This window comes from Metabacillus sp. KH_069, assembly GCF_057838075.1.
The window spans coordinates 2861290-2882852 of sequence record NZ_CM174460.1 but is presented as its reverse complement, the minus strand read 5'-3'; the positions used below and the strand labels follow the sequence as shown (position 1 = coordinate 2882852).

Genomic DNA, 21563 nt, shown 5'->3' with positions numbered 1-21563 from the left:
AAGATGAAGGACCGCTTAACATCACTTAAAAATATTGCGTTAAATAAAACTTGGGTTTCCTTTTTAAACAGCAACCATCCTTATACGCTGCTTCACTGGTCCATCGGAGGAGTATACGAGGATAAGAAAGATGTCTGGCTTCTGCAGGATGAAATGACCTTTGAGGCAAAAGAGTTTGCCACAATTGACGAAGCCATCGCCTATATGGGCGAAAATATGAAAGAAATAACAGATGTTCTTGGTTAATACGAAACGCCCGGATTCAGAGACTGAACCCGGGCGTATTTCTTATATATTGGCAGTGTGCCTGTGTTTCTTCAATTCTACAAAAAATTCATCAATAATGCGCTCATATTCATCCCGGTTTTCAGTATATGACATAGCATGCGCACCTTTTTCAGCAAAGTAAATCTTTTTGAAACCAGGCTTTTTATCAAACAATTGCTGTGTCATCGCAGCCGGTATGTAATCATCGTCCTTGCTGTGAATAAATAAAACAGGATGCTGAATCCGGTCAATCACGGAGATAGGGGAGACATCCTGAAGCGAATAGCCGTCGCGGAGTTTAAGAAAGCGTCTTGCAATCGGCATAACCAGGTAGCCCGGAAGTTTAAAATCGGATTTCAAGCGGTACAGCAGCTGCTCCTGTAAATCAGAAAAAGGGCAATCGGCAATATAGTAATCAGCACCGTCTTCAACCAGTCCTGCATAAAGCAATGTTGTAACAGCTCCCATTGATTCTCCGTGAATGCCAAGATGCAGTTCATCGCCAACCCGGTCCTTCAGCCAGTGCACAACAGACTGGAGGTCAAATTTTTCATAATGTCCAAAGCTTGTTGTTTTGCCGCCTGATTCTCCGTGTCTGCGGTGATCATAGATCAGCACGTTCATCCCCCGGTTTAGAAAAAGCTTCATATACTTGATGGAATTATACCGGTTCATTGTGACTCCGTGGCAAATAATCACATATGAATAGGTTTTATGAGGGGCGATGAGCATGCCTTTAATGTCATAGCCGAATTTCGAAGGGATGGAAACTTCAATTTTGTTATAAGAATCATATTCCTTCTCGTCGTAATGTCCGTCCTTCGTTTCACGGTCGATAATTTCTTTATCCGTCTTCTTTTTCATATACATCATCTGATTGGTAAAAAAGAATCCCACGATAAAAATATAGGAGAGAACAATACCTGCTCCGATCAGCCATTTTTTCATATGCATTCTTCCTCTCAAAGGTTCATGAAATTATTTTAGCATGAGAAAAGGCGGACAGGAAATAAGGATCTCCGCAATTCAGGCAAAAAAACAGCAAGCCAGGGACGGCTTGCCGCATGATCACTGCTCAGAATTTTGCCGCTTTGTCGGATGAACGGCCTTTTCCATTTCTTCAAACGCCATCGTTTGCTTTACTGTATCAGCATTCGGTTTCCCTTTTTGACTTTTTGATGTTTTTTCATGTGACATGAGGTATCGCTCCTTTCTATAATCCTAACGTTTGGAAAAAGAATAGAAATTATACAAATAAACGAAACATCCTGCCTGTCCATTACGTATAAAGGAAAAGGAGCGTGAAAAACATGAAAGCATTGGGAACTGGAATTCTGACTGCATGTATAGCAGGCATCATCAGTTTTACTGAGAAGGATCTTCAATTGTTTTTCATCATGATGTCCGGAGTTGTTCTGATTTGCTTCGGGATCTCAGGCCTGCTGACAAATGCCTTCCTCGGCGGAGACCGTATAAGCGCTAATTTTCATTCAGAAACAAAGGAGCACAGGGAAGCGAGGACAAACTGGGCTATCCAGCTGTTTTTACTAGGCTTGCCAAGCTGTGCTGCCGCCATTATTTCCGCATTCATTCTCTTTATTTAAGCTTTTTCTGCCTGTCTTAATTAACCGCCTTTTCCTGTTTGTGCAGCAGATGCTGTTTGCTTTGAATCGCTCCTGCAAGATGGGGCTCAATCACTTCAACTGCTTTTAAAAGCTGATTCATATCAATCCCAGTCTCAATGTTCAAAGCCTTCAGCATATGAAGAACATCTTCAGTCGCAGCATTTCCAGTAGCGCCTGGTGCAAACGGACAGCCTCCAAGCCCGCCGGCAGAAGTATCAAACCTGTCGACTCCCGCCTGCAAAGCAGCATAAATATTCGCCAGTGCCATCCCGCGTGTATCGTGAAAATGGGCTGTCAGCAGCATGTCGGGAAATTGCGCTTTCAAGCGGGAAAAAAGCTCATAAACCTCAAGAGGATTCGCCATTCCAATCGTGTCAGCCACACTTAAATCATCCACTCCGGCATCCGCAAACTGCTGACAAATGTCCAGCACAGCATCAGGGTGAATTTTCCCCTCATACGGACAGTAGAAAGCAGTGGAAATACAGGCGCGAACAAAAAATCCGTCTGTTTTTAACTCGCGGATCAGCGGCAAAAGCTTATTCATACTTTCTTTCGTTGTTGAATTAATATTCTTTAAGTTAAAGGATTCGCTTACCCCGACGAAAAAGGCTACATCCCGGCACTTTGCCTCTTTTGCCCGCATGACGCCTTTTTCGTTTGGAGTCAGCACAAGATTCCGGTGTTCATCTGTGCAGTATTGAATGATGTCTAGAGCATCCTTCAATTGCGGAACCCACTTGGGAGAAACAAATGATGTAAGCTCCATTTCCTTAAAACCAGCTTTTTTTAACTCCTTGATAAACTGAATCTTAACATCAGTCGGAATTTCATTTTTTTCATTTTGAAGCCCGTCACGCGGGCCAACTTCAATTAATGTCACATGTTCAGGAAGATTCAACTTGAAGCACCAGCCTTTCTGCAATGGTTGATGTGGAAATAAATGGACGGTTTCGCTATTCTGTAATTCCAGCTCGAACGCATAACGAGTAAAGGCAAAAAGCGCCTTCACTGGATGAGACTTATCTGTCTGTCGGAGCTAAACGGGCGATTCCGCTTTTCGTGGTGTCTAGCTCCACCTCCTAACTCCTCGGCCAGAACGGCTCCGCCAGTAAAGGCAAAAAGCGCCTTTTCTGTCGGATCCTTATCTGTCTGTCGGAGCTAAACGGGCGATTCCGCTTTTCGTGTTGTCTAGCTCCATCGCCCAACTCCTCGGCCAGAGCGTCTCATCCAGCAAAGGCAAAAAGCGCCTTCACTGGATAAGACTTATCTGTCTGTCGGAGCTAAACGGGCGATTCAGCTTTTCGTGATGTCTAGCTCCATCGCCCAACTCCTCGGCCAGAACGTCTCATCCAGCAAAGGCAAAAAGCGCCTTCACTGGCTGAGACTTATCTGTCTGTCGGAGCTAAACGGGCGATTCCGCTTTTCGTGATGTCTAGCTCCACCTCCTAACTCCTCGGCCAGAACGGATCAGCCAGCAAAGGCAAAAAGCGCCTTCACTGGCTGATCCTTATCTGTCTGTCGGAGCTGAGCAGTCGGTTCCGCTTTTCGTATGAAAGGGTTTACATATTTCTATATTAGTAGTTAACTAGGAGTAGATGCAAATGAAATTTGAATCTTGAAAATTTTGAAGGAATTTATCTTTATTTAGCGAAACCAATCTATGAACCAATGAAAAAAGGGGATGAATGAGAAATGAGCAACAATGAAGTGGTCATCGTAAGTGCAGTCCGTACGGCAATTGGAAGTTTTGGGGGATCACTGAAGGGTGTATCTGCTCCTGAGCTTGGAGCTATCGTCATTAAAGACGCTCTCGAAAAAGCGGGATTAAAAGGGGAGCAGGTCGACGAGGTCATCATGGGGAATGTCCTTCAGGCTGGACTTGGGCAAAATCCTGCGCGTCAAGCAGCTATTAAAGCAGGATTGCCGGAAAACATTCCTTCTATGACAATCAATAAAGTATGCGGTTCAGGGCTGAAAACAGTTCATCTTGCTGCACAGGCAATTTTGTCCGGAGATGCTGACATTATCGTTGCCGGCGGCATGGAAAATATGAGCCAGGCACCATACATATTAAAAAATGCACGGGACGGATTCAAAATGGGCGATCAAAAGCTGATCGACACAATGGTTTCCGACGGATTAACGTGTGCTTTCAACAATTATCATATGGGCGTAACAGCTGAAAACTTATGCGATAAATATGAAATTTCAAGAGAAGAGCAGGATGAGTTTGCTGCCTGGAGCCAGAAAAAGGCAACAGACGCTATTCAGGCTGGAACGTTTAAAGATGAAATTACGCCTGTCGTTATTCCCAAGCGCAAAGGGGATGCCGTCACATTTGATACAGACGAGTTTCCGCGTGCGGGTTCAACAGCTGAGAAGCTTGGCGGGTTAAGGGCAGCTTTCAAAAAGGACGGATCTGTCACAGCAGGCAATGCATCCGGAATAAACGACGGTGCAGCTGCCGTAGTTGTGATGAGCCGAAAAAAAGCGGAAGAGCTTGGCATTCAGCCGCTAGTTAAAATTACAGCGAACGGCAACGCTGGCGTTGATCCGAGCATTATGGGGATTGGACCGGTTGCAGCTGTGCAAAAAGCCTTTCAGAAGAGCGGGCTAAGCATGAAAGATATTGACCTGGTGGAAGCAAATGAAGCATTCGCAGCACAATCGATAGCCGTTGACCGCGAACTTCATTTTGATAAAGAAAAGCTGAACGTAAACGGCGGCGCCATTGCACTAGGACATCCAATCGGAGCGAGCGGCACAAGAATCCTTGTTACACTCATTCACGAAATGAAGCGCAGAGATGCAAAACGCGGTTTGGCGACACTTTGCATCGGCGGAGGACAAGGTGTAGCAACAATCATTGAAAATCTATAATTTCTGGGGTGAAAAAAATGAAAACGGTGTATACATCTTTTACAGAAGCAGTGAAGGATATTAAAGACGGGTCAACATTAATGGTTGGCGGATTTGGCTTATGCGGAATTCCTGAGAATCTGATTCTTGCATTAGTAGAAACAGGCGTAAAGGATTTAACAATCATCTCGAACAATTGCGGAGTAGATGACTGGGGTCTTGGGCTGCTTCTTAAAAATAAGCAAATCAAAAAAATGATCAGCTCATATGTTGGCGAAAATAAAGAATTTGAACGTCAAGTGCTCTCAGGGGAGATTGAAGTTGAACTTGTCCCGCAGGGTACGCTTGCTGAAAAAATCCGGGCAGGCGGTGCAGGAATTCCGGCTTTCTATACGCCAGCAGGTGTAGGAACGACAATCGCAGAAGGTAAAGAGACGAGAAGCTTCGGCGGAAAAGAATATTTGCTTGAAGAAGCGCTTACGGCAGACTTCAGCCTTGTCCGTGCGTGGAAGGCTGATAAAATGGGCAATTTGCTTTACAATAAAACGGCTCAAAACTTCAATCCGATGATTGCAGCAGCGGGAAAAGTAACAATTGCTGAAATTGAAGAACTTGTTGAGGTAGGTGAGATTGCTCCAAGTGAGATTCATACGCCGGGCATTTATGTACAATCATTGATACTTGGCGAGCAGCAAAAACGCATTGAACGATTAACGGTACAAAAGACAGGATGACAGGAGGCAAAGCGATGATACAGGATAAAGTAGGAGTGCGTGAAAAAATTGCAAGAAGAGCGGAACAGGAAATTGAAAACGGTTTCTATGTGAACTTGGGAATCGGCATGCCGACACTTGTTGCCAATTATATCAGCGAAAACAAACAGGTTGTCCTTCAATCTGAAAATGGACTTCTTGGAATTGGCCCATATCCGAAAGAAGCGGATGTGGACCCTGACTTAATCAATGCGGGAAAAGAAACGGTTACGGCTATTCCGGGGTCTGCTTATTTTGACAGTGCCGAATCATTCGCCATGATCCGCGGAGGACACGTGAATGTGGCAATTCTAGGTGGCATGGAAGTATCCGAAAAAGGAGATCTCGCAAACTGGATGATTCCAGGCAAAATGATTAAAGGAATGGGCGGAGCCATGGATCTAGTACATGGCGCGCAAAGAATCATTGTCATCATGGAGCATGTGAACAAATCCGGCGAGTCAAAAATTCTCAATGAGTGCACATTGCCGCTTACGGGGAAACAGGTTGTCCACCGCATCATTACAGATCAAGCTGTCATTGATGTAACAGAGCTTGGCCTGAAGCTTGTCGAAGTCGCAAAAGGCTACACAATCGAAGATATCAAAAAATCAACAGAGCCCGAGCTGATCATCGGAGACGATGTAAAGCTTGATGCTTATTAAAAGGTCAAATCGCTTTCTATAAACCACCTTTCTTGTATATAATGAAAGGATACGGGAGTGATCATCATGGCTAAAAAACAAAAAAAACAGCAAAGACCTCAGCCTAAAAAAACAGACGACAGCCTCAACTTAAAGGATCATCTTGAGTCTGATTTGTTCCAAAAACTATCAAACATGAAAAAAGGCTTGGTGGAAGAACAGGAGCAGAAGGCAGAGCAAGAACGCCTTCAAAAAATCAAAGAGAAAAAAGAAAAAGAGAAGAACAAAAGCTTTGAAGAGCTGCTCAATGACAGCAGTATGAAGTGGTCTGATTATAAATGACATAAGTGAAACTGACTCACCTGAGTCAGTTTCTTTTTCGTTTTTTTTTGCTTTTTATTGAATGTATATAGAAGTAAAAGCTAATAAGATGGGATTCTTCCTTATTCGGAAAGAATCCCTAATCGTGCACCAATTACTAAGACCGATGCTGCTCATATTTATCAAATTTCGTAAGTGCCTGCAGCGCTATATATTCCTCGCCGGATAAAGGACGTGCATTGGCAGCACGGCAATTAGCCTGAACCTGTTCAATTTTGCTGGCACCGGGAATAATGGATCCTACTGCAGCCTGTTTCAGGCAGTACTGAACGGCGGTTTCTGTCATGGATAAATCAGTTTCTGCTTCAATTGATGGAAGCACCCGGCGCAGTTCCTCTTCGCTATAGGATAAATAGCCTTTCTCAGAAAGCTTGGACTCCCAATTGTCTGTTAGTAGACCTTTTGCCATAGGACCTCTTCCAATCACGCTGACGTTTTGATCCTTAAGAAGAGAAAACCATTCCTCAGGACGTCTGTCGAGCAGACTGTACTGCATCATGACGGATACGATCGATGATTTTTCCAAGTACTGTTTAATGACATTTGGACGAATCGAGGATATTCCGTAATAACGGATGACGCCTTCTTTTTTCAGATCTTCAAACGCTTCAATCGTTTCGTCAATGTTATCTTCCATTGTGCCGCCATGCAGCTGATACAAATCGATGTAATCGGTCTTTAATCGTTTAAGGCTGTTTTTCACCGCTTCTTTTATATAGGCTTTAGAGGGATCCCACGTCCAGCCGTCTTTGTTCTCGTTCCAGCGGTTTCCGGCTTTCGTTGCAAGAATGATATCTTTTCTTCGTTTTTTTAAGGCATCGCCTACAAACTCTTCATTTAATCCGAAATCATACAAATCCGCTGTATCAAAATAATTGATTCCTTCATATAGAGCTGCATCAATGATGGATTCAGCCTGTTCTTTATCTGTTCCAAGAGACATGCAGCCAAGTCCCAATTCACTGACCATTAAATCTGATGTGCCCAATTGTCTTTTCTTCATCGTATCACTCCTGCCTATATGTCTTGCTTAGACATTAGTACAAGAGAGGTGAAAATGCAATTGTGACGCTTACTTATCTTTAGTCCACTGTTCAACCGTTTCATATTTCCGGCTGTATTCCTTCAGTTTTTCCCGGACTTCCCAAGCTTTGCCGACCAGCACGACGCCTTTGTCAAGAAGGTAGATCTTCATTATGCGCTCGCCTCGTTTCTTTCGTTAATTGGTGAGTAAGTATTAAGTTGTTCCGCGCCAAGCTTGTTTTTATCGATTCAAAGCTAAAAAGTGGCGTCAATCTAGATAGTGCTGCCACTTTTAATGATTCAAAGCTTAAGAAGTGGCGTCAATCTCCATAGTGCTGCTGAATCCGTCCTGCCTGAGCCAAACGGGCAGTTCCGCTTTTCGTATTGTCCAGCTCCATCGCCCAGCACCTCGGCCAGAACGGATTCGTCTGCCCGAGTTTGAACAGTCGGTTCCGCTTTTCTATATATGATAAAATATATGTGAAAAGCAGAATTTGCAGAACGCGGAGGAATGAGTATGAATCATTTAAAAGAAACAACAAAATCATCTGAAAAATTATTTTCCGGACGCATTATTGATTTGTACTTAGAAGAAGTAGAGCTTCCGAATGGAAAAACAAGCACAAGAGAAATTATTAAGCACCCGGGTGCGGTCGCTGTTATCGCCATTACTAAAGAGAACAAAATAGTCATGGTTCAGCAATACCGGAAAGCAATGGAGCGTGTCCTCGTTGAGATTCCTGCCGGCAAGCTTGAAAAAGGGGAACTTCCTGAGGTCACGGCTAAACGGGAATTAGAAGAAGAAACAGGGTACACAACGGATTCGCTGCAGCACTTAATCTCGTTTTATACTTCACCAGGGTTTGCGGATGAACTTGTCCATTTATATTTTACGGAAGAATTACAGATTTTAACCGAAAAGGCAGAGCTTGATGAGGATGAATTTGTAGATGTTCTGGAGTTGACACTTGAGGAAGCGCAGCAAATGATTGACGATCAGCGGATTTTCGATGCGAAAACAGCATACGCTGTTCAGTATTTGCAGCTGAAACTGGCGCTTCAAAAATAAGATGAATACCTATTTTGCAGATTTACATATTCATATCGGGCGAACCCGTTCCGGCAAACCAGTTAAGATTACTGCTTCAAATAAGCTTACGCTTGAAAATATTTTAATTGAAGCAAGCGGGCATAAAGGAATGGATATCATCGGAATTATTGACTGCCACGTACCCGAGATTTTGGATACGCTGGAGCAGGGGTTGAATGAAGGACTTTGGACAGAGCATGCTGAGGGCGGAATTCAATTCAAACAGACCACCATGATTCTTGGCTCTGAAATTGAAGTATATGACTCCACATGCAAAGGTCCATTGCATGTGCTCGTCTATATGCCGGCTATTCAGCAGATGAAGCAGTTTTCCGAATGGCTGTCTCTTCGGGTGAAAAATAGGACATTAAGTACGCAAAGAATATATGCAGATGCGCGGGTTCTTCAGGAAAAAGTAAACGAGCTTGGCGGCTTATTTATTCCGGCTCATATTTTCACGCCGCATAAAAGTCTGTACGGCAGCGGGGTATCTTCTTCACTTGAAGAAGTGTTGGATCCTGACTTGATTGATGCGGTTGAACTTGGCTTAAGCTCTGACACTGAAATGGCCTCCCAGCTGTCTGAACTGAATCCGTATCCTTTTCTGACAAACTCTGACGCACACTCTCTTGCTAAGATTGGGAGGGAGTATCAGAAGCTTCAATTAGAAGAGCCGTCCTTCGAAGAGTTGAAAAAAGCTCTAAAAGGAATAGGAAACCGGGGGATTCTTTCCAACCATGGTTTAAATCCGCTTTTAGGAAAGTATTATGGCACAACCTGCGAGAAATGCGGCACACAAAAAGAGTCAGTGGACACGGTTTGTCAAAGCTGCGGCAACAAAAGATCGACTAAAGGGGTCAGCACCCGCTTGAAAGAGCTCTCAGACAACAATGCTGAGAAACCGCACCGTCCTCCATATATTCATCAAGTGCCTTTGCAGTTTATCCCTGGAATCGGCCCAAAAACGCTTGAAAAATTGAAAACGGCGTTTGGAACTGAGATGGTCATTTTAAATGAAATCTCAAGAAAGGATCTTTTAATGGTCCTGCCGGCAAAAACAGCAGATTATATTATCGCAGCGAGGGAAGGGAAGCTTAGTGCTGTTCCTGGCGGGGGCGGAGTGTACGGGAAAATCGCTCCTGAATAATGAAGAGGCTGGGACAAAAGGTTTTCAGCCAAAGAATAATGCGAACTATTATGTGAAATTCCAACTTGAATTTCGTTTTAGTTCGGATTTTTTTCTTTGGCTCTTTTCATAAATATTGTTGCTACAGTACTAAATGTTAGAAACCTTAAGTGGATTGTAGCGGATAAACTTGACTCCTGCGTGAAATAGAGCAAAGTGGCTTAAAAAATCTTCGAAAACAAGCACGTATCACGCAATGTGCTGCCGTCTGCCGAAACATCATCCTGTCTAAGAACTCCTTCTAAAATAAATCCTAATTTCTCAGGTATGCGGCGGCTTCTTATATTCTCAGGATCACATCTGATTTCCACCCGTTTAGCCCCGAATTCTTCTGCAGCAAACAGCGTCAGAGCCTCAACCGCTTCCGTCATATAGCCTTTTCCGGCATATTTCGTTGAAATCCAATACCCAATTTCCACCTTCGGCACAACCCAGTCCATACGGTGAAAGCCTGTGCTTCCAATAAAATGACCCTGCTCACGGTCGAATATAAGCAGCCTCAGATCCTCGCGCAAGATGAACTTCGCACATGATTCTCTTATATTTGCTTCCGTCTCTTCAAGTGCAGGGGGTTTTTGAGCAAAAGGCATCCACGGTTTAAGCTCATTCAAAGATTCATTGACGGCGGCATTGACTACTTTTCCATCGCCCGGACGAGGAGCCCGGATATAGAGTCTTTCAGTCGTAATTTCAGTCGGAAAATCAATTAATAATGGATTTTTCATAACAAAACCGCCTTTCTGATTTTTTAGTATTATATTATACTTGGAAAAAAATGCAATGATAGAATGGCATAGTTTCTTCCTTTTTTCATACAATCTAGTAAGAGAACGCTAGGAGGAAGGTATATGCGCAAACATCCATTAAAAGCAATGATTATTCAGCATATAAAAGAACGCTCATCGCTTTATCTATTTGTATTTGTCTTGTTTTTGATGGGGGTCATTTTCGGTGCAGTCATTGTCAACAGCATGAATTTTACACAAAAAGAAGATTTGTATTTTTATTTAAGCCGGTTTTTCGGACAAGTATCTGAAGGGAAAGTGGCAAGCTCGGCCGAAATGCTTCAGCAGAGTTTCTTTCATAACCTGAAATATCTTGGTCTGATGTGGGTGCTCGGCATCTCAATTATCGGTTTGCCGGTCATTCTGATTATGTTATTCTTAAAAGGAATGGTCGTTGGATTTACGGTGGGATTTTTAGTCAATCAAATGGGATGGCAAGGCTTTATGCTTTCATTTGTATCGGTTTTGCCTCAGAATATAGTCTTAATACCGGCATTTATTATCATGGGGACGGTTGCAATCTCTTTCTCATTGAAAATTGTTAAGCAGCTGCTGATGAAAAAAACAAATTTAACAGAATCGCCTTTCGCCCTTTTTACGAAATACGCGGCCGTTTTTATGTTTATTTCAGCGCTGACGATGATTGCCTCAACTCTTGAGGCATATGCGTCGCCGATCCTGATGAAGAACGTCATTGAACTGGTTTCTAAATAGAATAATTTTTACTTAATAATCATTTCATTTATTAGATTGTAATTATTTTCGTTGGACACATCCCTTTCTTTTGATATAATGAATGAGGAACGTGGCGAGGGAGGAATGTGTGTTATGGAAAGCAGAATTGAGCGTATAAAGAAGCAGTTGCATTCATCCAGCTACAAGCTGACTCCTCAGCGCGAAGCTACCGTAAGGGTTTTGCTTGAACGCGAAGAAGATCACTTGAGTGCTGAAGATGTTTACCTCCTCGTTAAGGAAAAGGCGCCAGAGATTGGTTTAGCAACTGTTTATCGAACGTTAGAACTACTTACAGAACTTAAAATTGTCGATAAAATAAATTTTGGAGATGGCGTATCACGCTATGATTTAAGAAAAGAAGGCGCAGCCCACTTTCACCATCATCTTGTGTGCATCGAATGCGGCTCAGTCGCTGAAATTGAGGATGACCTCTTAGAAGATGTTGAACAGATTGTCGAACGCGACTTCAATTTTAAAATTAAAGATCATCGTCTGACGTTTCATGGCATATGCTACCGCTGTCAGGAAAAAGAAGAGAAAGAAGATGAACAATAAACCTTTCCGGTCAAACAGGAGAGGTTTTTTTGTATTTTCTAGTATAAAGTTTGTCCTTTTTGGCATATGTTTTAAGATGAGAGACCGGCCAAAGGAGGACTGCCGCGATGAGAGCAGCGAGAACACTATTTGATATGATTAAAGTATTTATCCTGTTTACTGGATTTACGATTCTTTTCTATTATGCTATCATTTGGATTAACTTAGAGTATGAAGAAATCCACCGATATGACCAGCCTGAGGGTGCAGCCCTGAAAGTCACGAAAATGGTGGCGGACGAAGAAGAGCACTGGCTTAATCGTCTGTTTTTCTTCTATTTAAACGGGGAGTAGAGGAGATTGAAAGATCAAATTCAGGATTTCATGCATTACCTGGTTGTGGAGAGAGGGCTTTCCCATAACACAATCATTTCGTATGAACGCGATTTAAAGAGCTATCATCAATTTCTTACTGCACAGGAGCAGCTTGCTTCATTTCAGGATGTCACTAGATTATCCATCATTCATTTTTTAAAATCATTGAAGGAAGCGGGAAAATCAAGCAAGACGATTGCACGCCATACCGCATCCATCCGCAACTTTCATCAGTTTCTTCTAAGAGAAAAAGCAGTCGATCATGATCCGACTGTACATATCGAATCTCCTCAAGTTGAACGGACACTGCCTAAAGTACTTTCTCTTACAGAAGTTGAAAAACTGCTAGATACTCCTAAATTGATTTCGCCATTCGGCTACCGGGATAAAGCGATGCTTGAGCTTCTTTACGCAACAGGCATCCGGGTAAGTGAAATGATCAATCTGGATTTGAGCGATGTTCATTTAACAATGGGATTTATCCGCTGCTTCGGAAAAGGAAACAAAGAGCGCATCGTTCCAATTGGCAGAACGGCGTCAGAAGCGCTTGAATCCTATATCGAAAAAGGCAGACCTAAACTAGCTTCAAAGAAAAAAACTACGGAAGCCTTGTTTTTAAATCATCATGGAAACCGCATGACCAGACAGGGCTATTGGAAGAACCTGAAAAAAATTGCCCTGGAGGCAGGCATCAGCAAAGAGCTGACCCCTCATACGCTTCGACATTCTTTTGCAACCCATCTGCTTGAAAATGGAGCAGACTTAAGGGCTGTTCAGGAAATGCTCGGACATGCCGATATTTCTACAACGCAAATCTATACTCATGTTTCAAAAACTAGATTAAAAGATGTATATAAACAATATCATCCGAGAGCTTGAAGTCATTCGCGCAGGTGCGATGGCTTTTTTTGTTCTGTTTGCGGGAATTGTTGCAGAATCAAATATGAAACAAGTATATTTACGGACAGCTTCATGTTTTAAAAAACGTGTAAAAGGAAAACAGAACTATAGAAGAATATCAAGATATCTATTGTCAGAAGGCATGAAAACGGTTTATACTTTAGATGTCAGACTTCTGACCAATAAAAGCAGCTAATCATTCCTGAACAAATGGGAATGTTATACAAAGAGTGATCTCTGAACGATTAAAGGAGGATTTACATGTCTGATTATACATATAAAAGAATATTTCTGATTGTCATGGATTCAGTGGGAATCGGCGAAGCGCCTGATGCAGCTGATTTTGGCGACACTGGCTCACATACTCTCGGACACATTGCAGAACATATGAACGGCCTGCAAATGCCGCACATGGCGAAGCTTGGATTGAGCAATATCGAAGAAATCCAGGGCATACCTGTGCAGGAAAAACCTCAAGCTTTCTATACGAAAATGAAGGAAGCATCTAACGGCAAAGATACGATGACAGGTCACTGGGAGATCATGGGTCTTCATATTGAAACACCATTTAAAGTATTCCCTGATGGATTCCCTGATGAATTGATCGGGGCTCTTGAAGAAAAAACAGGCCGAAAAATCATCGGCAACAAACCTGCTTCAGGAACGGAAATTTTAGATGAACTGGGCGAAGAGCACATGAAAACAGGAGCGCTGATTGTTTATACGTCTGCAGATTCCGTCTTGCAAATTGCCGCTCATGAAGATATTGTTCCGATTGAAGAGCAGCTGAAAATCTGTGAAATGGCCCGCGAAATGACACTTGATGAAAAGTATATGGTAGGCCGCGTAATTGCACGTCCGTTTGTAGGCAATCCGGGGAACTTCCAAAGAACGCCTAACCGTCATGATTATGCCTTAAAGCCGTTTGAGAGAACGGTCATGAATGAGCTGAAGGACGGAGGTCTAGATGTTATTGCAATCGGTAAAATCTCTGATATTTATGACGGGGAAGGAATTACAGATGCGCTTCGCACGAAATCCAATATGGATGGCATGGACAAGATTGCTGAAACAGCTGACCGCGACTTCACTGGTCTTAGTTTTGTCAATCTTGTAGACTTCGACGCACTGTACGGGCACAGACGCGATCCTGAAGGCTACGGTCTTGCACTTCAAGAGTATGATGCTCGTCTTCCTGAACTGCTCTCTAAATTAAAAGAAGATGATCTCTTAATTATTACAGCTGACCACGGCAATGATCCTGTTCATCACGGGACAGACCACACGCGTGAATACGTTCCTATGCTCGCTTACAGTCCAAGATTGGGTAGCGGTTCTGAGCTTCCGGTCCGTGAAACGTTTGCAGATATCGGGGCTACAATTGCTGACAACTTTAAAGTGAGCATGCCAAAGCACGGAAAAAGTTTCTTAATGGAATTAAAGAATTAAGGGGGAGCGGTAAATGAATATTCAGGAAATCAAACAATCTGCACAATATATGAAAGAAAAAGTAAAAGACCTGCCTGAGATCGGGTTGATTTTAGGATCTGGCCTTGGAGTACTCGCTGATGAGATCGAAAATGCGGTGAAAATTCCCTATGAGGAAATCCCGAATTTCCCGGTTTCGACTGTAGAAGGCCACGCAGGACAGCTTGTATTCGGCACATTAAAAGGAGCTAACGTTGTTGCCATGCAGGGACGTTTCCATTTTTACGAAGGGTACGACATGAAAAAAGTGACGTTCCCTGTACGTGTGCTGAAGGAAATGGGTGTAAACACGATCATTGTTACAAATGCTGCCGGCGGAGTAAATGAATCGTTTGAACCTGGTGATTTAATGATTATTTCTGATCATATTAATAACATGGGGACAAGCCCATTAATCGGACCAAATGATTCTGATCTAGGCGTCCGTTTCCCTGATATGTCTCAGGCATACAGCAGAGAGCTCAGAACGCTTGCTAAAAATGCGGCTTCCGGGCTTGGCATAAAAGTTCAGGAAGGTGTCTATGTAGGAAACACAGGACCTGCATATGAAACGCCTGCAGAGGTGCGTCTTGCACGCGTGCTTGGAGGAGATGCTGTTGGCATGTCTACAGTTCCCGAAGTAATCGTAGCCAATCATGCAGGGATGAAAGTGCTTGGGATTTCATGCATTTCAAATATGGCAGCCGGTATTTTAGATCAGCCATTATCACATGATGAAGTCATGGAAACGACTGAAAAAGTAAAAGCTAATTTCTTGAATCTAGTGAAGAAAATTGTTTCAGACATACACGAATCAAACTGACAAAGGGTGGGTAAATCATGAGAATCGTTGACTTAATTGAAAAAAAACGTGACGGTAAGGAACTGACGAAAGAAGAAATCAGCTTTATCATCAAAGGCTATACAAATGGGGATATTCCGGATTATCAAATGAGTGCTTTAACAATGGCCATCTATTTTAAAGGCATGACAAAGGAAGAGCGCGCTCAATTGACGATGGAGATGGTTCATTCTGGCGATACGATTGATCTAAGCAAAATCGAAGGCATTAAAGTAGATAAGCACAGCACAGGCGGCGTAGGCGATACAACGACTCTTGTGCTGGGACCTCTTGTGGCTGCAGTCGGCGTTCCGGTTGCTAAAATGTCAGGCCGCGGTCTTGGCCATACTGGAGGCACAATCGATAAGCTTGAAGCTGTTCCTGGCTTCCACGTTGAAATCGAAAACGATGAGTTCATCAAATTAGTCAATCAGAATAAAATTGCTGTCATTGGCCAAAGCGGAAACCTGACTCCAGCTGATAAAAAACTTTACGCTTTGCGTGATGTAACAGCTACAGTTGACAGCATTCCATTGATTGCAAGCTCGATCATGAGCAAAAAAATCGCTGCAGGTGCAGATGCGATCGTTCTAGATGTGAAAACAGGAGCAGGCGCATTTATGAAAGATCTTGATGATGCGAGAGAGCTTGCACAGGCAATGGTTGAAATCGGAAATGCTGTCGGCCGCAAAACGATGGCTGTTATTTCAGACATGAGCCAGCCGCTTGGTTATGCAATCGGGAACGCTTTAGAAATTAAAGAAGCGATTGATACATTAAAAGGCGAAGGACCTGAGGATCTTCATGAGCTTTGCTTAACGCTTGGAAGCTACATGGTATTCTTGGCTGAAAAAGCCTCTTCACTTGAGGAAGCAAGAGCGATGCTTGAGGAAGTTATCCAAAATGGAAAAGCGCTTGAAACACTGAAAATCTTCTTAGAAGCTCAAGGCGGAGACGGTTCAGTTGTGGATGATCCAAGCAAGATGCCTCAGGCGAGCTACAAAGTAGAACTTGAAGCAAAAGAAGACGGCTACGTTTCTGAGATCGTGGCAGATTCTGTTGGAGTTGCAGCAATGTGGCTTGGTGCAGGACGAGCAACAAAAGAATCAGAAATTGACCTTGCTGTAGGCCTTATGCTGAATAAAAAAATCGGGGATGCTGTTAAAAAAGGCGATTCGCTAGTAACGATTTACAGCAATCAGCAAGATGTGGAACAAGTGAAAACAAAGCTGTATGAAAGCATTAAAGTAACAGCTGACTCAGTAAAAGCACCGCCGCTTGTTCACGATACAATTAAAGAATAATAGTACAAGAAAGCCGGGAGAAAATCCCGGCTTTTTGTATGCAATTTTTTCTTGTCCGCAAGTATATTTTTTCTTCAATTGGAAAAAATGGGGGTGTATAAGAATGGAGGGTTTGGAGATGAAACGTCTACTATCTACCGTAGCGATTAGCACCATGATATTAACCATTGCATCACCGGCATTTGCAAAAGAAGGTTCAGTACAGCTTGCAGATCAGGCAAAATCAGCTGTTCTGATTGAACGTGACACCGGAAACATTCTATATGATAAAAACAGTGATGAAAAACTTCCTCCGGCAAGTATGACGAAAATTATGACGATGCTGCTGATTATGGAAGAGATTGATAAAGGCCAGCTCAAAATGGATGAAAAAGTCCGTACGAGCGAACATGCTGCCTCTATGGGCGGTTCTCAAATTTTCCTTGAGCCTGGAGAAGAAATGACCGTTCATGAAATGCTGAAAGGGATTGCGATTGCCTCAGGAAATGATGCATCTGTAGCCATGGCTGAGAGAATTGCAGGGTCTGAAGATGCGTTTGTTGAAAAAATGAACAATCGGGCAAAAGAACTCGGGCTGAAGAACACTTCCTTTCAAAACCCGACAGGTCTTCCTGAAAAAGATCATTACAGTACAGCACATGATATGGCCGTTATGGCAAAAGAGCTATTGAAATTCGAAGGCATTACAAAATACACAGGTCAATATGAAGATTATTTGCGTCAGGATACAGACAAAAAATTCTGGCTGGTCAATACAAACCGCCTTGTGAAATTTTATAAAGGCGTAGATGGTGTAAAAACAGGGTTTACGAATGAAGCAAAATATTGTTTAACTGCTACAGCCAAAAAAGGTAACATGCGTGTCATTGCTGTCATCATGGGTGCTCCTACACCAAAAGACCGCAATGCGCAGGTGACAAAAATGCTCGATTACGCATTCAGCCAGTATGAAACACATCCTTTATTTAAACGAAATGAAGTTGTGGCGAATATGAAAATCAGCAAAGGAAACAGCAAAAAACTCAACCTTGTTACTTCAGAGCCGATTTCGGTTTTGACGAAAAAAGGCGGAAGTGTCAAAGATGTTACTCAGGAAGTTGTCATGAAGCAGAATTTGCAGGCTCCTCTGAAAAAAGGGGATGAACTTGGAAAACTGATTCTGAAAAAAGACAATAAAGTTGTGGTAGAAAGTCCTCTTGTAGCTGAGGGCGACATAGAGCAGGCAGGTTGGTGGACACTCTTTAAACGAGTTCTTGAAGACTTCGCGAAATCAGGCTGACTGCATGAAGAAGTCTAGCTGATGTTGGCGAATCTCCACTAGTTTTGTCATAGGGCAGGAAAAGCACATCAAAACCTCGAAACAGACATTATCCAGAAATTGAAGGAGGAGTATGGATGAGTCTAGCAGTAGAGCTTGATGTAAAGCAATCTGTCCTGTGCATTCGTCTGATCGGAGAATTGGATCATCACACGGCGGAGGAATTGCGGCAGAAAGTGACAGAAATTCTTGCATCAGAAGACATTCAGCATATCGTGCTGAACTTGGAGCAATTATCCTTTATGGACAGCTCTGGTTTGGGCGTAATTCTTGGAAGATATAAGCAAGTGAAGCAATTTGGCGGAGAAATGGTCGTTTGTGCAATTTCTCCTTCAGTGAAAAGACTGTTCGATATGTCTGGGCTGTTTAAAATCATTCGTCTTGAGCCATCGGAGGAAAAAGCGCTGATGACATTGGGGGTGGCATCATGAAAAATGAAATGAACCTTCAATTTTCAGCCCTCAGCCAAAATGAATCCTTCGCCCGGGTGACTGTTGCGGCATTTATTGCTCAGCTTGATCCTACGCTTGATGAGTTAACCGAAATCAAGACAGTTGTCTCTGAAGCGGTGACCAATGCCATTATTCATGGCTATGATAATGATCCAAGCGGTATTGTTTACATCTCAGTAACACTCGAAGACAGTGTGGTCAGGCTGTCGATCAGAGATGAGGGCATGGGAATACCTGATGTAGAGGAAGCAAGACAGCCGCTTTATACGACAAAGCCGGAACTTGAACGATCAGGTATGGGTTTTACAATCATGGAGAATTTCATGGATGAAGTGCAGATTGAATCATCAAAATCACGGGGTACAGCGGTAAAGCTTACAAAACACTTATCGAAAAGCAAAGCTTTAGTAAATTAAGGAGACTTGCTATGGATGTGGAGGTCAAGAACGATATCTCAAAAACACAGTTAAAGGACCATGAAGTAAAAGCGTTGATTAAGCGCAGCCAGCAGGGCGATCAAACAGCCAGAGATACCATCGTTGAGAAAAACATGCGTCTTGTGTGGTCTGTTGTTCAGAGGTTTTTAAATCGGGGCTACGAAGCAGATGACCTGTTTCAAATTGGCTGCATCGGCCTTTTGAAATCGGTAGATAAGTTTGATTTATCCTACGATGTAAAATTCTCAACCTATGCTGTACCGATGATTATTGGTGAAATTCAGCGCTTTATCAGAGATGACGGCACAGTAAAAGTGAGCCGTTCCCTAAAAGAACTGGGCAATAAAATCAGAAGGGCCAAAGATGATTTATCGAAATCATTAGGCAAGGTGCCGACTGTTTCTGAAATTGCAGCCTACCTTGAAATCACATCTGAAGAAGTCGTTCTTGCACAAGAAGCGGTACGCGCACCTTCCTCCATCCATGAAACCGTTTATGAAAATGACGGTGATCCCATCACACTCCTTGATCAAATCGCTGATTCAGGAGAGACGAAATGGTTTGATAAAATTGTCCTGAAGGATGCAATTAAAGAGCTCGATGAACGTGAAAAGCTGATTGTTTATTTAAGGTATTACAAGGACCAGACGCAATCAGAAGTTGCTGAGCGGCTGGGCATATCACAAGTTCAAGTATCGAGGCTCGAGAAGAAAATTCTCCAGCAGATGAAAGACCGCATGGATCAATAACATGGAAAAGACATGTCCGATATGGAGGTGTCTTTTTTGCTTTTTAGAAAATAAATGCAGAATAAGCGGGCATACTTTTTTTGAACATTGAATCTTGAAGATGTCCGGAGAATAAGACTGACTTAGCGGAGAATAAAAAGTCCGAATCAGATAGTAAGCAGGCAAATCCGGCTGGTAAACAACGATCCAATCAACACCCGCCATTAATTACTGCATCAACGAACCCTTTGGTAATTAATGGACCATTCGTGCAATCTGCATGATATAAATTCTTCCAATGCATACTACAGATACAATCCTATTTTCAGGAAGTGAAATGTGATGGAAAAAACGGTGTACATCAGACTGCGTCATCGCGTACAAGTCCATCCGGACGATTGTATTACCGTCTCTAAGATTGCTCAGATTGTTGCCGGAAAGCAGCTTCGCGACATGATTGGAGAACTTGAGGTCCATAAAGTTCAGCCAAGTGACAAAAACATTGTTGTGATTGATGTCATGCGCGTGCTGTCTGAAGTACATAAAACAGATCCTGATATAGATGTTCAGGCGGTTGGGCCGGCCCAGACGATTGTTGAAATTATTTATCAAAAGAAGACGTATTCTCCTGTTTTATTCGCACTTGTTTGGCTGCTGCTCTTTGTCGGTGCAGCTCTTGCGATTATGAATTTTCACGAAGATGTCAGCATGCAGCTTGTGCATAAGCGTCTTTATACCATTATTACAGGTGAGACATCAGAACATCCTCTTATATTGCAGATTCCATATTCCATTGGCCTCGGATTAGGGATGATTCTTTTCTTCAATCACCTTTTCAAGAAAAGAATTAATGAAGAGCCAAGTCCTCTTGAGGTAGAAATGTTCAACTACCAGCTTGATATGGATATGTACGTATCGATGAAAGAAAATAAAGAGAGCATGAAGAAAATTGATGACAATTAATATTCTGATCACCATTTTCATCGGACTCTCGGGAGGTCTTGCAGTCGGCTCTGGCTTTGTAGCCTTTTTAACTGTGCTTGGCATCATACCGAGGTTAACGCAGCTGACGAAAACAGTCGATATGATTCAAGCTTATGAATGGGCTATCGTAGCCGGTGCCATTACAGGGGGATGGGTAAGTCTCAGAGACTCCAAGCTTTACTTATCAGAGTTTTTTCTTGTACCGATTGGATTAATAAATGGAATCTTTATCGGCATGCTTGCTGCCGCGCTAACAGAAGTTTTAAATGTCTTTCCAATTATGGCTAAACGGATTGGGATTGCTGATAAAATCGTGATTCTTTTAATGGCCATCGTTTTTGGCAAAGTAGCAGGCTCGCTGTTTCACTGGCTTTATTTTGTTGACCAATAAGACATGAGAGGAGAAAGAAATGAGTACCTCAAAATTGAAAGATGATTATAAAAACAACATTAAAACCTATCAGCCTAAACCGCCTTATCTTTTGAACTGCATAAAGGCTTTCGTTATTGGAGGTCTGATTTGCACATTAGGTCAGGCTATTCAGAATATGTACATGACCTTTTTTGACTTTACTGAAAAAACAGCGGGGAATCCAACTGTAGCCACTTTAATTCTCATTTCAGCACTGCTGACGGGCTTTGGTATTTATGATCGAATCGGACAATTTGCCGGTGCGGGGTCAGCTGTTCCTGTTACTGGATTTGCAAACTCCATGACAAGTGCGGCGCTTGAGCACCGCAGTGAGGGATTAGTTCTTGGTGTAGCTACGAACATGTTTAAACTGGCAGGCTCAGTTATTGTATTTGGGGTTGTTGCAGCATATGTTGTTGGAATTATCCGGTATCTATATGGATTGGCATTTTAACGAGGAGG

General features: G+C 42.8%; 29 protein-coding genes. 23 read left to right on the top strand and 6 right to left on the bottom strand.

What is annotated here, in order from left to right; translation table 11 throughout:
• Positions 1-3: 3 nt before the first annotated feature.
• Complete coding sequence (locus tag AC3ISE_RS14465) at positions 4-246, top strand: DUF2552 family protein (protein WP_070876733.1); 243 nt, start codon at positions 4-6, stop codon at positions 244-246.
• A 42-nt stretch (positions 247-288) separates the two neighbouring features.
• Here AC3ISE_RS14465 and AC3ISE_RS14460 read toward each other — a convergent pair whose 3' ends face one another.
• A complete protein-coding gene (locus tag AC3ISE_RS14460) occupies positions 289-1215 on the bottom strand; it encodes an alpha/beta hydrolase (protein WP_489221527.1) in 927 nt (308 codons plus the stop codon).
• Positions 1216-1335: 120 nt separating this feature from the next.
• Positions 1336-1464: a hypothetical protein gene (locus tag AC3ISE_RS14455; protein ID WP_263596930.1), complete on the bottom strand. Its 129-nt coding sequence runs from the start codon at positions 1462-1464 to the stop codon at positions 1336-1338.
• A gap of 113 nt (positions 1465-1577) precedes the next feature.
• Between AC3ISE_RS14455 and AC3ISE_RS14450 the strand changes: the two genes are divergently transcribed.
• Positions 1578-1871 carry a DUF5316 domain-containing protein gene (locus tag AC3ISE_RS14450; RefSeq protein WP_489221526.1) on the top strand — a complete coding sequence of 98 codons (294 nt, stop codon included), beginning with the start codon at positions 1578-1580 and terminating at the stop codon, positions 1869-1871.
• A gap of 16 nt (positions 1872-1887) precedes the next feature.
• On the opposite strand, the gene AC3ISE_RS14445 is transcribed toward AC3ISE_RS14450, so the two are convergent.
• On the bottom strand, positions 1888-2793 hold the full coding sequence (locus AC3ISE_RS14445; protein WP_489221525.1) for a hydroxymethylglutaryl-CoA lyase: 906 nt from the start codon (positions 2791-2793) through the stop codon (positions 1888-1890).
• Positions 2794-3587: 794 nt separating this feature from the next.
• On the opposite strand from AC3ISE_RS14445, the gene AC3ISE_RS14440 reads away from it, so the two are divergent.
• The 4 genes from AC3ISE_RS14440 (at position 3588) to AC3ISE_RS14425 (ending at position 6492) form a co-directional block, all read left to right on the top strand.
• Positions 3588-4775: an acetyl-CoA C-acetyltransferase gene (locus AC3ISE_RS14440; RefSeq protein ID WP_489221524.1), complete on the top strand. Its 1188-nt coding sequence runs from the start codon at positions 3588-3590 to the stop codon at positions 4773-4775.
• 17 nt (positions 4776-4792) lie between these two features.
• Positions 4793-5488 (top strand): CoA transferase subunit A, encoded by a 696-nt coding sequence (locus AC3ISE_RS14435; protein ID WP_489221523.1) that lies wholly within the window; start codon positions 4793-4795, stop codon positions 5486-5488.
• 14 nt (positions 5489-5502) lie between these two features.
• The gene (locus AC3ISE_RS14430) at positions 5503-6171 is read left to right on the top strand and encodes a CoA transferase subunit B (protein WP_070877635.1); all 669 of its coding nucleotides are present in this window, start codon (positions 5503-5505) and stop codon (positions 6169-6171) included.
• 66 nt (positions 6172-6237) lie between these two features.
• On the top strand, positions 6238-6492 hold the full coding sequence (locus tag AC3ISE_RS14425; protein ID WP_489221522.1) for a DUF3886 domain-containing protein: 255 nt from the start codon (positions 6238-6240) through the stop codon (positions 6490-6492).
• A 136-nt stretch (positions 6493-6628) separates the two neighbouring features.
• On the opposite strand, the gene AC3ISE_RS14420 is transcribed toward AC3ISE_RS14425, so the two are convergent.
• On the bottom strand, positions 6629-7534 hold the full coding sequence (locus AC3ISE_RS14420) for an aldo/keto reductase (protein WP_489221521.1): 906 nt from the start codon (positions 7532-7534) through the stop codon (positions 6629-6631).
• Positions 7535-7603: 69 nt separating this feature from the next.
• Positions 7604-7726, bottom strand: coding sequence for a Z-ring formation inhibitor MciZ (gene mciZ / locus AC3ISE_RS14415; RefSeq protein ID WP_070877628.1), 123 nt, complete (start codon positions 7724-7726; stop codon positions 7604-7606).
• A 345-nt stretch (positions 7727-8071) separates the two neighbouring features.
• On the opposite strand from mciZ, the gene AC3ISE_RS14410 reads away from it, so the two are divergent.
• Entirely contained in the window at positions 8072-8623 is a 552-nt protein-coding gene (locus tag AC3ISE_RS14410) for an NUDIX hydrolase (RefSeq protein ID WP_489221520.1), read from the top strand.
• Between the two features lies 1 nt (position 8624).
• Entirely contained in the window at positions 8625-9791 is a 1167-nt protein-coding gene (locus AC3ISE_RS14405; RefSeq protein WP_489221519.1) for a TIGR00375 family protein, read from the top strand.
• Positions 9792-9991: 200 nt separating this feature from the next.
• On the opposite strand, the gene AC3ISE_RS14400 is transcribed toward AC3ISE_RS14405, so the two are convergent.
• Complete coding sequence (locus AC3ISE_RS14400) at positions 9992-10555, bottom strand: GNAT family N-acetyltransferase (RefSeq protein ID WP_489221518.1); 564 nt, start codon at positions 10553-10555, stop codon at positions 9992-9994.
• 123 nt (positions 10556-10678) lie between these two features.
• On the opposite strand from AC3ISE_RS14400, the gene spoIIM reads away from it, so the two are divergent.
• From spoIIM to spoVAC, 15 genes are all read left to right on the top strand, one after another.
• Complete coding sequence (spoIIM, locus tag AC3ISE_RS14395; RefSeq protein ID WP_133310275.1) at positions 10679-11329, top strand: stage II sporulation protein M; 651 nt, start codon at positions 10679-10681, stop codon at positions 11327-11329.
• Between the two features lie 114 nt (positions 11330-11443).
• Positions 11444-11905 (top strand): ferric iron uptake transcriptional regulator, encoded by a 462-nt coding sequence (gene fur / locus AC3ISE_RS14390; RefSeq protein WP_309192705.1) that lies wholly within the window; start codon positions 11444-11446, stop codon positions 11903-11905.
• 107 nt (positions 11906-12012) lie between these two features.
• Positions 12013-12237, top strand: coding sequence for a YqzK family protein (locus AC3ISE_RS14385; protein WP_070877621.1), 225 nt, complete (start codon positions 12013-12015; stop codon positions 12235-12237).
• A 6-nt stretch (positions 12238-12243) separates the two neighbouring features.
• A complete protein-coding gene (xerD, locus tag AC3ISE_RS14380; protein ID WP_489221517.1) occupies positions 12244-13137 on the top strand; it encodes a site-specific tyrosine recombinase XerD in 894 nt (297 codons plus the stop codon).
• Entirely contained in the window at positions 13106-13354 is a 249-nt protein-coding gene (locus tag AC3ISE_RS14375; protein WP_489221516.1) for a hypothetical protein, read from the top strand. Before xerD ends, AC3ISE_RS14375 begins: the two co-directional genes overlap by 32 nt.
• Before the next feature lie 65 nt (positions 13355-13419).
• Positions 13420-14607: a phosphopentomutase gene (deoB, locus tag AC3ISE_RS14370; RefSeq protein WP_489221515.1), complete on the top strand. Its 1188-nt coding sequence runs from the start codon at positions 13420-13422 to the stop codon at positions 14605-14607.
• A gap of 13 nt (positions 14608-14620) precedes the next feature.
• Positions 14621-15448, top strand: a complete 828-nt coding sequence (locus AC3ISE_RS14365) for a purine-nucleoside phosphorylase (protein ID WP_489221514.1) — start codon at positions 14621-14623, stop codon at positions 15446-15448.
• 17 nt (positions 15449-15465) lie between these two features.
• Positions 15466-16770, top strand: a complete 1305-nt coding sequence (locus tag AC3ISE_RS14360; RefSeq protein ID WP_070877616.1) for a pyrimidine-nucleoside phosphorylase — start codon at positions 15466-15468, stop codon at positions 16768-16770.
• A 118-nt stretch (positions 16771-16888) separates the two neighbouring features.
• A complete protein-coding gene (locus AC3ISE_RS14355) occupies positions 16889-18049 on the top strand; it encodes a D-alanyl-D-alanine carboxypeptidase family protein (protein WP_489221513.1) in 1161 nt (386 codons plus the stop codon).
• Positions 18050-18165: 116 nt separating this feature from the next.
• Positions 18166-18519, top strand: a complete 354-nt coding sequence (gene spoIIAA / locus AC3ISE_RS14350; RefSeq protein WP_133310282.1) for an anti-sigma F factor antagonist — start codon at positions 18166-18168, stop codon at positions 18517-18519.
• The gene (gene spoIIAB / locus AC3ISE_RS14345) at positions 18516-18956 is read left to right on the top strand and encodes an anti-sigma F factor (RefSeq protein ID WP_070877613.1); all 441 of its coding nucleotides are present in this window, start codon (positions 18516-18518) and stop codon (positions 18954-18956) included. The genes spoIIAA and spoIIAB overlap by 4 nt, the downstream gene beginning before the upstream one ends.
• An 11-nt stretch (positions 18957-18967) precedes the next feature.
• On the top strand, positions 18968-19726 hold the full coding sequence (gene sigF / locus AC3ISE_RS14340) for an RNA polymerase sporulation sigma factor SigF (RefSeq protein WP_489221512.1): 759 nt from the start codon (positions 18968-18970) through the stop codon (positions 19724-19726).
• Between the two features lie 321 nt (positions 19727-20047).
• The gene (locus tag AC3ISE_RS14335; protein WP_489221511.1) at positions 20048-20668 is read left to right on the top strand and encodes a stage V sporulation protein AA; all 621 of its coding nucleotides are present in this window, start codon (positions 20048-20050) and stop codon (positions 20666-20668) included.
• A complete protein-coding gene (locus AC3ISE_RS14330; RefSeq protein WP_489221510.1) occupies positions 20658-21080 on the top strand; it encodes a stage V sporulation protein AB in 423 nt (140 codons plus the stop codon). Before AC3ISE_RS14335 ends, AC3ISE_RS14330 begins: the two co-directional genes overlap by 11 nt.
• Before the next feature lie 19 nt (positions 21081-21099).
• Positions 21100-21555, top strand: coding sequence for a stage V sporulation protein AC (spoVAC, locus tag AC3ISE_RS14325; RefSeq protein WP_489221509.1), 456 nt, complete (start codon positions 21100-21102; stop codon positions 21553-21555).
• The last annotated feature ends 8 nt before the right edge of the window (positions 21556-21563 follow it).

Excerpts from the sequence above, each read along its gene's own strand:
- deoB (WP_489221515.1), top strand. The coding sequence starts at position 13,420 with ATGTCTGATTATACATATAAAAGAATATTTCTGATTGTCATGGATTCA.
- AC3ISE_RS14460 (WP_489221527.1), bottom strand. The coding sequence starts at position 1,215 with ATGAAAAAATGGCTGATCGGAGCAGGTATTGTTCTCTCCTATATTTTT.
- mciZ (WP_070877628.1), bottom strand. The coding sequence starts at position 7,726 with ATGAAGATCTACCTTCTTGACAAAGGCGTCGTGCTGGTCGGCAAAGCT.
- AC3ISE_RS14435 (WP_489221523.1), top strand. The coding sequence starts at position 4,793 with ATGAAAACGGTGTATACATCTTTTACAGAAGCAGTGAAGGATATTAAA.
- AC3ISE_RS14365 (WP_489221514.1), top strand. The coding sequence starts at position 14,621 with ATGAATATTCAGGAAATCAAACAATCTGCACAATATATGAAAGAAAAA.
- AC3ISE_RS14455 (WP_263596930.1), bottom strand. The coding sequence starts at position 1,464 with ATGTCACATGAAAAAACATCAAAAAGTCAAAAAGGGAAACCGAATGCT.
- AC3ISE_RS14360 (WP_070877616.1), top strand. The coding sequence starts at position 15,466 with ATGAGAATCGTTGACTTAATTGAAAAAAAACGTGACGGTAAGGAACTG.
- spoIIAB (WP_070877613.1), top strand. The coding sequence starts at position 18,516 with ATGAAAAATGAAATGAACCTTCAATTTTCAGCCCTCAGCCAAAATGAA.
- AC3ISE_RS14385 (WP_070877621.1), top strand. The coding sequence starts at position 12,013 with ATGAGAGCAGCGAGAACACTATTTGATATGATTAAAGTATTTATCCTG.
- AC3ISE_RS14410 (WP_489221520.1), top strand. The coding sequence starts at position 8,072 with ATGAATCATTTAAAAGAAACAACAAAATCATCTGAAAAATTATTTTCC.
- spoIIAA (WP_133310282.1), top strand. The coding sequence starts at position 18,166 with ATGAGTCTAGCAGTAGAGCTTGATGTAAAGCAATCTGTCCTGTGCATT.
- fur (WP_309192705.1), top strand. The coding sequence starts at position 11,444 with ATGGAAAGCAGAATTGAGCGTATAAAGAAGCAGTTGCATTCATCCAGC.
- spoVAC (WP_489221509.1), top strand. The coding sequence starts at position 21,100 with ATGAGTACCTCAAAATTGAAAGATGATTATAAAAACAACATTAAAACC.
- sigF (WP_489221512.1), top strand. The coding sequence starts at position 18,968 with ATGGATGTGGAGGTCAAGAACGATATCTCAAAAACACAGTTAAAGGAC.
- AC3ISE_RS14375 (WP_489221516.1), top strand. The coding sequence starts at position 13,106 with ATGTATATAAACAATATCATCCGAGAGCTTGAAGTCATTCGCGCAGGT.
- AC3ISE_RS14355 (WP_489221513.1), top strand. The coding sequence starts at position 16,889 with ATGAAACGTCTACTATCTACCGTAGCGATTAGCACCATGATATTAACC.
- AC3ISE_RS14440 (WP_489221524.1), top strand. The coding sequence starts at position 3,588 with ATGAGCAACAATGAAGTGGTCATCGTAAGTGCAGTCCGTACGGCAATT.
- AC3ISE_RS14330 (WP_489221510.1), top strand. The coding sequence starts at position 20,658 with ATGACAATTAATATTCTGATCACCATTTTCATCGGACTCTCGGGAGGT.
- AC3ISE_RS14430 (WP_070877635.1), top strand. The coding sequence starts at position 5,503 with ATGATACAGGATAAAGTAGGAGTGCGTGAAAAAATTGCAAGAAGAGCG.
- spoIIM (WP_133310275.1), top strand. The coding sequence starts at position 10,679 with ATGCGCAAACATCCATTAAAAGCAATGATTATTCAGCATATAAAAGAA.
- AC3ISE_RS14405 (WP_489221519.1), top strand. The coding sequence starts at position 8,625 with ATGAATACCTATTTTGCAGATTTACATATTCATATCGGGCGAACCCGT.
- AC3ISE_RS14425 (WP_489221522.1), top strand. The coding sequence starts at position 6,238 with ATGGCTAAAAAACAAAAAAAACAGCAAAGACCTCAGCCTAAAAAAACA.
- AC3ISE_RS14335 (WP_489221511.1), top strand. The coding sequence starts at position 20,048 with ATGGAAAAAACGGTGTACATCAGACTGCGTCATCGCGTACAAGTCCAT.
- AC3ISE_RS14400 (WP_489221518.1), bottom strand. The coding sequence starts at position 10,555 with ATGAAAAATCCATTATTAATTGATTTTCCGACTGAAATTACGACTGAA.
- AC3ISE_RS14450 (WP_489221526.1), top strand. The coding sequence starts at position 1,578 with ATGAAAGCATTGGGAACTGGAATTCTGACTGCATGTATAGCAGGCATC.
- AC3ISE_RS14420 (WP_489221521.1), bottom strand. The coding sequence starts at position 7,534 with ATGAAGAAAAGACAATTGGGCACATCAGATTTAATGGTCAGTGAATTG.
- AC3ISE_RS14465 (WP_070876733.1), top strand. The coding sequence starts at position 4 with ATGAAGGACCGCTTAACATCACTTAAAAATATTGCGTTAAATAAAACT.